10 protein-coding genes and 5 pseudogenes are annotated in these 13,163 nt (G+C 34.2%); 5 read left to right on the top strand and 10 right to left on the bottom strand.

Translation table 11 applies throughout. The features are described from left to right. On the top strand, window positions 1–1,134 hold a 1,134-nt coding region (locus tag HMPREF2715_RS10835; protein ID WP_070840112.1), incomplete at its 5' end, for an ArgE/DapE family deacylase. A gap of 212 nt (window positions 1,135–1,346) precedes the next feature. On the opposite strand, the pseudogene HMPREF2715_RS10830 reads toward HMPREF2715_RS10835, so the two are convergent. Continuing rightward, window positions 1,347–1,640: pseudogene (locus HMPREF2715_RS10830) on the bottom strand (TfoX/Sxy family protein). A 93-nt stretch (window positions 1,641–1,733) separates the two neighbouring features. Here HMPREF2715_RS10830 and HMPREF2715_RS10825 point away from each other — a divergent pair. Further along, a pseudogene (locus HMPREF2715_RS10825) lies at window positions 1,734–2,285 on the top strand (FMN-dependent NADH-azoreductase); the annotation flags it as partial. A gap of 184 nt (window positions 2,286–2,469) precedes the next feature. Here the strand turns inward: HMPREF2715_RS10825 and HMPREF2715_RS10820 are convergent. From HMPREF2715_RS10820 to HMPREF2715_RS10815, 3 genes are all read right to left on the bottom strand, one after another. Next, complete coding sequence (locus tag HMPREF2715_RS10820; protein ID WP_070632332.1) at window positions 2,470–3,828, bottom strand: trypsin-like peptidase domain-containing protein; 1,359 nt, start codon at window positions 3,826–3,828, stop codon at window positions 2,470–2,472. 308 nt (window positions 3,829–4,136) lie between these two features. Further along, entirely contained in the window at window positions 4,137–4,259 is a 123-nt protein-coding gene (locus HMPREF2715_RS12360; RefSeq protein ID WP_016930490.1) for a hypothetical protein, read from the bottom strand. Window positions 4,260–4,433: 174 nt separating this feature from the next. After that, the gene (locus HMPREF2715_RS10815; RefSeq protein WP_049426151.1) at window positions 4,434–5,417 is read right to left on the bottom strand and encodes a metal ABC transporter solute-binding protein, Zn/Mn family; all 984 of its coding nucleotides are present in this window, start codon (window positions 5,415–5,417) and stop codon (window positions 4,434–4,436) included. Window positions 5,418–5,684: 267 nt separating this feature from the next. Here HMPREF2715_RS10815 and HMPREF2715_RS10810 point away from each other — a divergent pair, with 267 nt between their 5' ends. Continuing rightward, entirely contained in the window at window positions 5,685–6,563 is an 879-nt protein-coding gene (locus HMPREF2715_RS10810) for a CobW family GTP-binding protein (RefSeq protein ID WP_070632336.1), read from the top strand. Window positions 6,564–6,630: 67 nt separating this feature from the next. On the opposite strand, the gene HMPREF2715_RS10805 is transcribed toward HMPREF2715_RS10810, so the two are convergent. The 6 genes and pseudogenes from HMPREF2715_RS10805 to HMPREF2715_RS10785 form a co-directional block, all read right to left on the bottom strand. After that, the gene (locus tag HMPREF2715_RS10805; RefSeq protein WP_070632341.1) at window positions 6,631–7,158 is read right to left on the bottom strand and encodes a DUF3267 domain-containing protein; all 528 of its coding nucleotides are present in this window, start codon (window positions 7,156–7,158) and stop codon (window positions 6,631–6,633) included. A gap of 87 nt (window positions 7,159–7,245) precedes the next feature. Continuing rightward, entirely contained in the window at window positions 7,246–7,434 is a 189-nt protein-coding gene (locus HMPREF2715_RS10800; protein WP_070840109.1) for a hypothetical protein, read from the bottom strand. A 233-nt stretch (window positions 7,435–7,667) separates the two neighbouring features. Then, window positions 7,668–8,555: a mechanosensitive ion channel family protein gene (locus HMPREF2715_RS10795; protein WP_053036231.1), complete on the bottom strand. Its 888-nt coding sequence runs from the start codon at window positions 8,553–8,555 to the stop codon at window positions 7,668–7,670. A 190-nt stretch (window positions 8,556–8,745) separates the two neighbouring features. Further along, window positions 8,746–8,913 carry a hypothetical protein gene (locus HMPREF2715_RS12130; protein WP_154392796.1) on the bottom strand — a complete coding sequence of 56 codons (168 nt, stop codon included), beginning with the start codon at window positions 8,911–8,913 and terminating at the stop codon, window positions 8,746–8,748. Next, window positions 8,910–9,530 (bottom strand): annotated as a pseudogene (locus tag HMPREF2715_RS10790) (tandem-type lipoprotein); the annotation flags it as partial. The pseudogene HMPREF2715_RS10790 and the gene HMPREF2715_RS12130, both read right to left, overlap by 4 nt. Before the next feature lie 181 nt (window positions 9,531–9,711). Further along, window positions 9,712–9,966: a hypothetical protein gene (locus HMPREF2715_RS10785; protein WP_070581204.1), complete on the bottom strand. Its 255-nt coding sequence runs from the start codon at window positions 9,964–9,966 to the stop codon at window positions 9,712–9,714. A 189-nt stretch (window positions 9,967–10,155) separates the two neighbouring features. Here HMPREF2715_RS10785 and HMPREF2715_RS11780 point away from each other — a divergent pair. Next, window positions 10,156–11,428 (top strand): annotated as a pseudogene (locus HMPREF2715_RS11780) (IS3 family transposase). Window positions 11,429–11,528: 100 nt separating this feature from the next. After that, a pseudogene (locus tag HMPREF2715_RS10770) lies at window positions 11,529–13,108 on the top strand (solute:sodium symporter family transporter). Window positions 13,109–13,163: the final 55 nt, after the last annotated feature.

Genomic DNA, 13,163 nt, shown 5'->3' with positions numbered 1-13,163 from the left:
CACTATATACAAAACTTATTAGCTCAATACGATATACCTTCTAAAATAATAAAAGTGAGCGAGACAAGAGCGAACTTAGTAGCTGAAATTGGGAGTGGTTCCCCAATATTAGCGATGAGTGGCCATATGGACGTAGTTGATGCCGGGCATCATGAAAAATGGACTTATCCGCCATTTAAACTTACAGAACAGGACGGCAAATTGTACGGACGTGGAACGACGGATATGAAAGGTGCCTTGATGGGCATGGTTATCGCACTCATTGAATTAAAATTGTCTGGAGATTTATCTAAAGGAACAATTCGTTTACTTGCGACAACTGGAGAAGAAAAAGAACAAGAAGGTGCCAAACGATTTGTTAAAGAGGGTTATTTAGATGACATTGATGGCTTAATCATCGGAGAACCTACAGACAACGGGGTATTCTATGCACACAAAGGTTCAATGGCGTGTAAAGTAACTGCCACTGGGATTGCTGCACACAGTTCAATGCCATTTTTAGGGAAGAATGCAGTAGACACATTAGTACAGTTTATCAATCACTTAAATTCAAAATATGATGATATCAAACAGCATGACCTTCAACATGAGTTAGATGTTGCACCAATGGTAAACAAATTTATGAAGGGCACATTAAGCGAAGAAGAGGAGAACTTCGCATCAGGATTTACAATGATGGGTTCTATTATCAAGGGTGGCAAACAATTTAATTCTGTACCCGATGAAGTATCTATTGAATATAATGTAAGACCAGTACCCGAGTATAATAATGACTTTGTTAAAGATTTATTCCAACAAACGATTGATGAAGTAAGTCCTGAAGCATTGTCGTTTGAAGTCGTAAGTGATCATCGTCCCGTCACAAGTGATAAAGATAGTACTTTAATTCAAGTAATTACAGATGTAGCACCTCATTATGTGAGTAAAGAAGACGTCTTTGTTGCAGCATTCATAGGTACTACGGATGCTTCAAGTCTGTTGGGTGATAATCCTAATAATGTAGATCTTGCTATTGTTGGTCCAGGAATTACGATTATGGCCCATCAAGTGGATGAATATATTGAAAAGGACATGTATCTTAAATATATCGATATCTACAAAGACGTTGCAGTGAAGTACTTGGCTGAAAAGTAATTTTTGAATATAAAACGAGATGTAGCACGGACATTCATACCTTAGTTGGTTATAGATGTCTAATGCTACGTCTGTTTAGTTAGTGTATTTATTTGTGGTCCTGGGGTAAGACTAACATGTTAGTGACCGTAGTCTACCTTCCCTATAACGTTCACGTTGTTTTAATACCACCTGCGACGACAACTATGACAGCTTCCCCAATTAGCAAATGATTAACGTAAATCATTCTTTATGTCTGAAAATAAAGTCTCGATGTCTTCAATATCACTGATATTAGGTATGAATATCATCTCTTTCGCATTCCGATACGGCGATACTAATTCATATCCTTCTAGCTTTTCGAGGGAAGAATTTGAGGCTTTAACTAACAATCTATTATCCTACAAACCACCTATCACTTTGCCATCATAGTATACGAGATACTCCCCCATCATACTTCTCGTTTTGATTTTGCTTGAATTAATTTTATTTAAGAATGTTTCATGAAAAATTTTGTCTGTTGCCATTCATCATCTCCCCTTTATTCTATGGATACCCCGTAATTAAATAAATTGAGCAATTTTAGATTAAAATCATAGTTATTTTGATATTAAAAATATATAATAACGCTACTTATTAATGCCCACCCAGATTTTAATAATGAATCAACGTATACCGCCAAATTAAAAAATTTATTTCTAGATAAATATAAAACTACATTTCCAAACGAGGAAATTGAAGAATTAAATTTATATGATATTAATGTACCTCGTATCGAAGGTGATCAATTATTAAATGTTTGGAACAAGCAAAGTTTAGGCGAGTCCTTATCAGATGATGAAACAAAAATTGCTGATATGTCGGCATTCTTATTAAATCAATTTAAAGCTAACCATCGCATTGTCATTCTAACACCACTTCACAATTTCAATATCACATCTAGATTAAAAGACTACATCGACAACATTATGATTGCTAGAGAAACATTTAAATATACTGAGGATGGTTCTGTTGGCTTAATGACCGATGATTATAAAGCACTATTATTACAAGCAAGTGGTGGTGTCTATACAAATGACGACCGTTATACGCCACTTGAATTCTCATATTACTATTTAAAAGAAATGTTTAAAGAAATCATGGGATTTGATGAGTTTTACATCGCTCGTGCCTAAGGTACGTCAGTCTTACCTGAAGACGAAATCTTAGATGCTGCAAACAAGGATTTAAACAACGTATTCGATGCGTTTTACACACAAAAATAGATCCAATTACACATAAAGTGAGCGGGATATTGACATTACCCTAGTTATGTCATCCCGCTCACTTTTTTAAATTTATTAAATTAATAAATCACTACACAATATTATCAATAATTTCTTTACGTAATTTACCTCTGATTTCAGCCATCGTATTTAAATTATATTTTTTATAATCTCCTGAGTTTAATCGGAACGCATGGACACCAATGACTTCATTTTTACTATTTAAGACTGCCCCACCAGAAGAACCTGGTTCAGCCATCATTTGATAATAGCCAATCGGGTTCACATTACGTGCAGGCATCGTATATTTCCCTTTTGAATGATACATTGTACCGGCAGGATCATTAGTCGGCTTACCATAATGGTACATGTGAATAGGCGTATTTGCTTTCATTGCTTTAATTGAACTTTCTGATGCAATCTTTCTTATCTTCATATACTTTGAAATATCTTCATACGTATACACTAGAGAAACATCACCATATTGCAACATTTGAACACCAAAGACTTCAAGTGTACGCACAATTTTAGATCCCTCTTGTAATATGTTGATACGCATATTTTGTGGTTGTGACGGTGTCAAAGGCTTATGCGCACTTTGATCATTTACAACATGATTTGCAGTTAGAATCGTATGCTTTCCAATTGCTGTACCAGTGCCATATGTTAATTGTTTTGCTTTTGGATTCCAATTATAAACTGTTGCGATATTGGCATCTTTCGCCTTAGCATGTTCAATGGTTACACCTTTGTTTCCTGATTTCTTCATAATTTTTAAGGCGTCATCAATACCTGATTCTTTCGTCGTTTGACCGAAATCACGTACATTATCACCACCAGGCACATTAGATGGCCAACGCTTAGGTGCTTGATTGTAATAATTCTTCTTCGTCGTTGATGATGCTTTTTTAGACGCTTTGACTGTTGTTTGTGCACTTGGTTTCGCAGTTTTAGACTTAGTTACAACTGCCACTTTCGTAGATGGTTTACTTGCCGATACTTTTGACGAAGTTGGCTTACTTTTTGTTTTAGTTGTTTGTGCTAATAACTGTGGCTTCACAGATTGTGCGCGCGTTACTTTTGATGCTTTTTGTGGTTTTTTATTTGTTGAGACAACTTTTTTGTTAACCTTAGTTGGTTGCTTTTGTTTTGAAAAGTTTTGCGATGAAGGTTTTACTTTAGTACTTTTTGGTGTCACATGTGTTGAAGTAACATGTGCTCGTTTAGAAGGTGCCATTGTCTTTTGTAACGAAGCTTGATTGCGATTTGTTACCTTAGACGGCGTTTGTACCTTAGTCTGCGTTGCTACAACTTTATCTTTAGATACATTTACTGACTTATTTTGTTGTTTAACGACAGGTTGTTGAGATGTTTGTTGTACATCTAATTTATCACTTTTAGTAGAAGCATTCGCTTCATTAAATTGAAAATGAAAAGATAAACACATCATTATCAGAAAGACAACTAATATAAGTGAATATCTCTTTAATGCTACCCCTTTGTTCACTATACTCATCCCTACTTTCATCATGTTTCAAATTAATAAATTTTTGCTTTAATTTATTATATACCTTAATCAATGTACACTACAATATTCATTTTTATAGTTTTTCAACTTTTAATAAATATTACAATTATATAATATCGAATTGTCATCACTTTAATTTATAACAATTTATTCACGCGTTCATAAATATACAAAAAGACAGCTAGTAGAATTTAATCTGCTAGCTGCCTATTTTTAATAAATATTAATGATTATTTAGATTTACTATCTTTTTGTTTTCTTTTTTGCAAATAAACGCCAAGTACAGGTGCCATTCCGACTATTATAAAGAATAGCGTATAAAATATAACATGCACCAATGTACCTAAAGACATTTCTAATACACTCCTCTAATACTATGATTCATTATCACCATAACATTAATCCCTGCCCAATTCTATCTTCCTTCTATAAGGAGGGAAGACTTACCTCTACTTATAAAGAAGACCTCATGACTATCATCACGAGGCCTTGATATGAAGCATTAATACCTTTTATCTTATATCGTATTATTCATTCTTAAGGGCTTTTTCAATCGCTTTAACGTTCTCTTTCATAAATGATTGATACGTATTTTTGTCGTCATCTTGTTGTTTCGTATGTGAGCCCATATTATAGAATTTAATTGTTTTTGCGTCAGTTTCTTTTCTAACTGTGTCGGCAACTTTGTTAGATACATTTTCTTCAGCTAAGATATATTTCACTTTATCTTCTTTAATTTGTTTAACAATATTTGTTAAATCTTTTTGGCTAGGTTCTTCAGCATTCATATTTTCGATACCTTCTTGTTTGAAGTTATATCTATCTGCTAAGTAACCAATAGAGTCATGTGAAATATAAACTGTTTTACCTTCGTTACCTTTAACTGCTTGTTTCATATCTTTATCGATGCCTTTTAAGTCTTTAACTAATTTATTATAGTTATCTTCATAGTAATCTTTATGTTTATTATCTTTCTTAACTAATTCATCTTTAATTTCTTTAGCGAATTTTTGACTGATCACAGGATCTAACCAGATATGAGGATCATACTTGCCATGATGATGGTGCTCATGTTCTTCGCCGTCTTCATGCTCTTCACCATGTTCATGCTCATGTTCGTGTTCTTCGCCTTTTAATAAGTCACTATTTTTATCTAATGTTGATTCTAAAGATAATGTTTTATCTTTATCATTAATGGCTTTGGCAATTTTCTTAGCTACGGGATCTAAATTATCACCTGTGTATACGAACAAATCTGATTTACCAATATCAACCATTTGTTTCTGACTTGGGTCATATGTATGTGGGTCTACTCCGTTTGGATAAACTGATTCAACATCAACATATTTACCACCGATTTGTTGCGCAAATGATTTAAGTGGATAAACAGTCGTTTTCACTTCTAACTTACCTTTATGATCAGATGATTTATCACTATCACCTTTGCCACATGCAGCTAGTGATAAGGTTAAAACAGCTACAAATAATAAAATAATACTTCTCTTAAACATGTATACATCTCCTAAATCAAAATCATTACGTTTTATTATTTACATTAATCCGTCTAATTGTCAATGCTAATTTTTAAAATTATTAATGTTAGACATCAAAAATGCATTTAATCCCCCCTTAATTTATTCATTTTTTGAAAATGTGTATCGATTTAGGTATACTTTTTAAATAGTAATAATTACGATTTGATTATTGATTTATTTCCCTACCTCAATAACACTGTAAAATCGTAACGCGGGTATCTCATTCAAAGTTAGGAGTTTATTATGGAAATCATTATTGTTGGAGGTTTCTTAGGCAGTGGCAAGACAACAACATTGAACCATCTAATTAAAGACGCATTGAATCATGATATAAAAACTGCATTAATTATTAATGAATTCGGAAAAATGAGTGTCGATAGTCAACTCATTCATCCAACTATTCCTATCAGTGAGATTGTAGAAGGCTGCATTTGCTGTGCTATGAAATCAAACGTTTCACAACAATTGCATGAAATATATTTAGAACATCAACCAGATCTTGTGTTTATAGAATGTAGTGGTATCGCTGAACCATTGGCCGTTGTTGACGCCTGTCTAACCCCTGTACTAGCTCCAATTACCACTATTAGAAGTATGCTCGGCATCATTGATGCAAAGTTGTACGAGAAGATAGAAACATACCCTAGAGATATTCAAGCGTTATTCTATGAACAGTTAAGTCATTGTTCTACATTATTTGTGAATAAGATTGATATCGCTGATTTTAATCAAATCGCTTGCTTATTAAGACATCTAGAGGTCATTAATGGAGACGCAAACATACAAGTAGGACAATGGGGAGAATTAACGTTAAACACATTGTTAAACGTGAAACATTTAGATGCTAAACAAAGAGGTACACTCCATCACGCCATCAATCATCAGTTGATAGATACGCCTCGCTCACAAACAAAAGCAGATTTCATTGAAAGGTTAACCCAACTCCCACAACAAGTATACCGTGTGAAAGGATTTTTGCGTTTTACAGATAGTAAATTGATACATTTAGTTCAATACGCTGAAGGAGAAATCGAATTAACACCGATTCAATTCAAATCAGATGTTCCTTTGTATTTGGTAGCTATTGGAAAACACTTAGATGATATCGAGTTGGTATTATAAAACTAAAAGCACCCAACAGGTCATTTAATGTTGGATGCTTTTAAAAAATTTATTAAACATATCTTAATTATGAACGGATAATAATGCCTTTATCCGTTGTTTCAATGGTTGCGTCTTTCGGAGCTTTAATCATTTTCCAAACCCAATAGAAATCACCAGCGCAACATCCTGCATGAAATGTGGCAAAGAAGAAAAAGAGTCCTCGTGGAAACCATCCTAAAAATAAAGTCACTATAAATAGCATTGTGATGATGACAAACGGTGCGATACTACTAATTAAAAACGTAAGCGGTGTAAACGTCCCACCTGGTATTGCACAATAAATCATACCGTTACCTGCCCCAAAATAAACTTTATTTTCAGGTGAAAAGAGTTTGAAAAATACCCCGTGAATACACTCGTGCACAGCAAACATAAGTACGATCAGAATAATCACGAATAATGCATTAACTAACAAGGAATCAAAAAATTTCGGTGTATCTGAGAACTTCATAATAATATAAAAAATGATGCCGAAAACAACAAAGCTAATATAAGAATATATAGCTAGTTTATTCGCTAATTTTTTATCTTCTAACAAGTTAATTTCTTCCAAAGATAACGCCCTTTATGAAAGTTTTTGTTACTACTATCGTAATATGATTTCGTGAAGTTCACAATGCATCATTGTTTCATTTTTGATTTATTTTACTTTTAACTTTAAAGAAGCACTCTTATTATTCGCTTTATCTTTGGCATACATAACGAGTGTTGTTCCTTTTTTATGTGGTCTTATATTAATCGTAGGTTCTGTTGCAAAGTTAAAATTATATGCACATCTATACAAAACTATAAAAGCAAATATTGTTTTAACAGTAAAGAGTTTTGTCATCTTCATTCCTCTTGTTTAAATATAACTAAAGCCAGAATGAATAGTGTGTATACAATGTATCAATACAAGATACTGTCTATGAAATTTCATACATGATGACTTTATAACAACTTTACTCAACAATGTTTTTCAAATCACTATCACTCATGACTTATCATAATAAAAATAAAGCATCCTTCACTTTGCGATGAGGGATGCTTTATGAATTTTCACATTAAAAATGAAACTGCAGACTATTCTTTTTTATTCAATTCTTTATCAAGTTTTACAAGTGTTGGTTTAGGAATATGAATGCCTTCTTCACTAAAGTATTGTATGACCTCTTTACGAAGCAAACGTTGTCCTGGAAAATGCATTCCGGGCTTAACATGTGCTAAAAGTTTAATCACCATTTCATTGCCATCAACACTATCTAAACCAAGTAATTCTGGTGCGGATACAAATATGTCATATTTATTCTTTAATGTAGGTAAAAATCTTAATAATTTCTCTTCTATTACTTTATAATTCTCATTTGGAGAAATCGGTATCATCACAATAGGTGAAACATCTGTAGCAGAATAATTGACTATTTCACTAATCATACCATTAGGTAATGTATAAATTTCTCCAGTATCTGATTGTATACGTGTTGATCTTAAACCAATCGTTTTAACTGTACCTTCAGCAATTGTTACCCCAGATGCATTAATTTGAACATAATCACTCACATCAAACTGTCCTTCAAATATAATAAAGAAACCAGTAATAATGTCTTTTACAATTGTTTGTGCTCCGAAACCAACGGCAACACCAACAACTCCAGCTCCTGCTAAAATTGCTGATACACTAATACCGAAACGTGAAAGTATTGACGTAAGGACAATAAACCATACGACATAACTTATTAAATTTTGAATCAATGTGGATAGTGTTTCACTTCTCTTAATTTTATGACGGTTCTTTTTCTTTTCATTAACGTTGAAAAATTTAGTAACTAACTTTCTTGATATCGCAATTACAATTATACCCATCAAGATATAAGCAAGTATAATTAAAAGATTAACCAAAAGAGTTTGATAGAACTCTATTTTCATCATTGGCTCAAATAGTTTATATAATGTGTCCTTAAACTGACTCATAATAACAACATGACCTCCTATTGTTAAAACAATCAATATTTTCAATGTACAAATCTTTATAGATAATGAGCAGTAAGTCATTTCTAAATATAACACTTATAAATAAACAAAGCACCCTTCATTTTGTGATGAAGGATGCTTTATGAATTTCCATATAAAAAATTATCTTAGGACTACTGATTATTTTCAGTCACTTCCAGGTGTAATCATAAAACCATCCATCGAATAACCTTTGCCATTTTTTCAAACTTTTATTATTCGCATTTTCTATTTCATAACTGATTTTGGATATTGAGCTGGTTTCTTTAGAATTACCTTTTATATTATCAGGTGTTATTTGATAATCTGTTTGACTCATGATTCATCATCCTCGCTAGGAGTGAATTGTACTGCATCTGTAAAAAATATATCCTCTTCTTTATTTTCTGCAAAAGTAAATTCTAAATTTTTAGAACCTACGGATGATTCTTTTAAGTCGCCATCCCCTTTTAACAATAACTTAGGGGTTTGATTGGTTGGAATATCATATCTTTTTCTTAATTGTTTCACGTTATAGTCATTATTATTCAGTTGATATTTCGCAGAATAACTAGGAATATTAGGATTGTATGAAATATCCCCGTTTTTATAATCATTAATATCTTTAAAGTTGGCATATTGTACAAAAAATTTGAAGTTTTCTATTTCTTTTTTTAGTTTGTCATTAGGTATCGGCTTCGTTGGAATAATTTGATTGTGTTCCATTTTTACAGGATATCTCTTTTCATCATCTTTTAGTCTACCTTTACTGTCATCTGTTGTTTTCCTCACGTAATAATAACCTTTAGTTGTTCTAGTATTGCGATTAATATATAGAAACATACCTCTAGTTTCCTTGTACTTACCTTTTGGTTCAATTGTCATGATAGATTCAACTATCCATGTCCCTTTATCCTTTTTATCAAACTCTTCATCACGATAACCCTCTTTATCATAAATTGATAAACATTATATAAATCAACTTCTTAAACATCTACATATTACCCAACAATGAACATATAATACATTTAAGATGGAATTCAAATTTTATTTTACTTTCATAAATAAAACCCGCCTCACTTACGATGCTTTTTTTACGGTACTTTTTTAATACTAGTCTAATCTTATGACGGCCGGTTCAATATTGAAATGTAGCATAGCCCTGCCCTTTATATTTAATTTCGTATGGCATTTTAGTAGAGAGATATTGAAATTTAGATTTTTCTTTATCAAAGTATTTCACTTTAATTGTTAAATCATTACTGTAAGAAAATGGCTCTCCATTTTTCATTCTATATGAAGCATGTATAAATTCTCTCAAAATGAACGAAGGTAGTTTTACTTTTAAAACTTCATCAGGTTTAATGTAATTGAACTTTAATTTGGAACCCAAATACCCTTGAAAATCCTTAATTATTGGTTACATAGGAAATCCCAACGTTAGAAAAGCAGGAGTGCAATCTGAGTGAACTATAACCCGAATAATGGACAGTTAATAAAAAACATCCATTATTCGAGTTTTTCTGTGCCCACTCAATGATCTTCTTTATAATGAAACAAAGTATTGGAACGGAGGCAGCTTATGGCACAGCATTTTTCAGCATTTGAAATGAAGCAGTTAGAAAAGAATCCAAATATTCTCAGAGTCTCAGAGCGCTCGATCACTTATCATCCGGAATTCAAGAAGGTGGCTGTCCAAACCTATCTTTCAGGGGGCACACCGGTGCGGATATTCATTGACCATGGATTTGACCTGGCGATTATCGGAAAAGAACAGCCGGACCGGTCCCTCAGCCGGTGGCGAAAAACATATGAAAAGCATGGTGAGGTCGGACTGAAAAATGATTCCCGGGGCAGAGGGGCCACAGGACGGCCATCCGACACGGCGCGCTCAGCAGCAGAAAAAATTAAAGCGGGCTGAAGCACGGATCAAATATTTAGAGGCAGAAAATGAATTTCTAAAAAGCTCGAAACACGCGAAAGGCAGGCGAAGCATCAGAGACGAGACTAAAACCGTCTGAAGTATATGAACTGATCGAACAATTCCATCGCAAGCATCCACTTAAAAATATGGTATCCCACCTATGTAAGCTCTCTGGTGTCAGCCGAAGTGGTTATTACGCGTATTTAAAAGGAGAGGCAGGCAAATGAGAATGAAAAATGACGACAAAGACGCGGCATTGATTGAAAAGATTTTTGATGCAGAAAAGGGAAAAATCGGTGCACTACAAATCAAACTGTTTTTGGAGAACGATTACGGCATCATCATGAACCACAAAAAGATACGGCGATTGATGAAAAAATATCATTTAACCGCAACAATCAGACAAGCCAAACCGTACAGGCATATGTTGAAAGCGACGAAGGTGCACAGCACAAGCAAGAATTTGTTGGGCCGGACATTCGATCAAAATGAACTGGGCAAAGTGTATCTGACCGACATCACTTACATTTACTATGGAAACGGCCAAAAAGCATATATCTCCTGCGTCAAAGACAGTATAACGAAAGAAATCATTACCCATGTCGTCTCACGCTCTCTAAAGATGGATATCGTCTATCGCATCCTCAAACAGCTGAATGAAACCGTAGAATTGTTTCATCCGGAAGCAATGATATATTCCGATCAGGGCATCCATTATACCCACCCCGAGTTCCAGAACAGAGTCAAACAACTGGGTCTCCGCCAATCCATGTCCCGTCGGGGAAACTGCTGGGATAATGCCCCTATGGAATCCTTCTTTGGTCATTTTAAGGATATGGTGGACCATAAAGCGTGCCAGTTCTTTAAAGAACTGAAGCATACAGTTGGTAATTATATCAATAAGTATAATAATGAAAGATATCAGTGGTGATTAAAAAAGATGACCCCGGTACAATACCGAGGTCATCTACTCGCAGCATGACGCTTTTTTTAATTGTCTAAATTATGGGTTACAGTTCAATGTTTGGTCTATTATTTTATTTTTAATAGTAATTATCGGCGTCACATTATATGTATATTTCAGATCTAGAAGTGTAAATAAAAACAGTGCATCCGGATATTTTATGGGCGGACACAGCCTGGCCGGTTTAGCTGTAGCTTCTACAATAATCATGAAAACTTATCAACCGAACAGCTCGTCGGACAAAATGGCCAGAGCTTTGTTGCAGGTATGGAAGTTATGGAATGAGAAGTAACAGCAACAGTAGCAGTAGTGCTTTTGTGCTGGGTGTTTTTGCCTAAGTATTTAAAATACGGAATCATCACGATTTCAGAATTTATTGAAATGCGTTACGATGTTTTTACTAAAAGACTCGTATCACTTTTATTTATATTCACGTATATAGTATCGTTCCTGCCGGTTGTTTTATATTCGGAATCACTGGTGTTTAATCAGTTATTCAAGGTCAGCGAATCTCTGAATGTGAGCGATAATACTGCAGTTATTATTATCGCAGCGGTAATCGGCGCTGTCGGTATACTGTATTTATTTATCGGCGGACTGTCACTCAGTGCCTACAGTGATACGCTGTACGGCATCAGCCTAATATTCGGCGGCTTGCTTGTCACAGTGCTTGCGTTTAAATATTTAGGAGATGAAAGCTATCTGCATGGCTTCGACCACATTGTTAAAGAAACTCCTAAGAAATTAAACGGCTGGGGTGCAGTAGATTCAACGATTGTACCGTGGCCGACCCTGATGTTCGGGATGTTCTTTAATAACTTGTTTTTCTGGTGTACAAACCAGATGATTGTGCAAAAAGCACTGGCTGCGAAAATCTTAAAAGAAGCGCAGAAAGGCGCAATATACTTAAGCATATTTAAAATATTCAGTGCACTTTTCTTATTACTTCCGGGTATTATTGTATTTAACATATTCCATGGAGATGTATGGAGTACAGCTGATAATGCATATCCGATGCTGATTAATACACTCTTACCTGAATGGGCCTTAGGTATCTTCGGTGCGATTATTTTCAGAGTCATATTGAGTTCATTTGTCGGGGCACTCAACAGTACGGTGACCTTGTTCTCACTCGACTTTTACAAATCATTTATAAATAAAAAAGTCTCAGGCAGAAGATTAGCAGTAGTGGGAAGAATCACAACTATAATTGTAGGTGTAATAGTAGTGATACTTGCACCGGTTATTTCGCTTTTCTCGTCAGGACTGTATGCGGTGGTGCAACAGTTTAACGGTATATACAGTCTGCCTGTTCTGATCCTTGTTGTAGTCGGATTCTTTGCGAAGAAGACATCGAAACTTGGTGCGAAAGTGACCTTTATTACACATATAGTTTTGTATACATCGACAAACCTACTGTTAAGGGATGTACATTATTTATATATACTGAGCGTACTCTTCTTTATAGACCTTGCTGAATTGCTGATATTTAACAAACTGTATCCATCGAATGAATTTGATTTAAGCAAAGACTTCTCAAAAGTGGATATGACACCTTGGAAATACAGATATGTCGCAGGAATTGCAGTCCTTGCAGTTGTTGTCGTCAGTTATATAATATTCTCACCGCTCGGAGTAGCGACGTAGAAATGAAAGAACGGATGAAAATCCGTTCTTTTTTATTTTAGTGTAATTGTCAATT

It is taken from the genome of Staphylococcus sp. HMSC062A01 (assembly GCF_001836805.1).
Taxonomy (GTDB): domain Bacteria; phylum Bacillota; class Bacilli; order Staphylococcales; family Staphylococcaceae; genus Staphylococcus; species Staphylococcus haemolyticus.
This window is presented reverse-complemented; position numbering and strand designations above follow the sequence as displayed.

What these genes read in the sequence shown, in the direction of transcription:
- HMPREF2715_RS12360 (WP_016930490.1), bottom strand. Translation starts at nt 4,259, where the DNA reads ATGTCTTTAGGTACATTGGTGCATGTTATATTTTATACGCTATTCTTT.
- HMPREF2715_RS10810 (WP_070632336.1), top strand. Translation starts at nt 5,685, where the DNA reads ATGGAAATCATTATTGTTGGAGGTTTCTTAGGCAGTGGCAAGACAACA.
- HMPREF2715_RS12130 (WP_154392796.1), bottom strand. Translation starts at nt 8,913, where the DNA reads ATGAGTCAAACAGATTATCAAATAACACCTGATAATATAAAAGGTAAT.
- HMPREF2715_RS10820 (WP_070632332.1), bottom strand. Translation starts at nt 3,828, where the DNA reads ATGATGTGTTTATCTTTTCATTTTCAATTTAATGAAGCGAATGCTTCT.
- HMPREF2715_RS10815 (WP_049426151.1), bottom strand. Translation starts at nt 5,417, where the DNA reads ATGTTTAAGAGAAGTATTATTTTATTATTTGTAGCTGTTTTAACCTTA.
- HMPREF2715_RS10800 (WP_070840109.1), bottom strand. Translation starts at nt 7,434, where the DNA reads ATGACAAAACTCTTTACTGTTAAAACAATATTTGCTTTTATAGTTTTG.
- HMPREF2715_RS10795 (WP_053036231.1), bottom strand. Translation starts at nt 8,555, where the DNA reads ATGAGTCAGTTTAAGGACACATTATATAAACTATTTGAGCCAATGATG.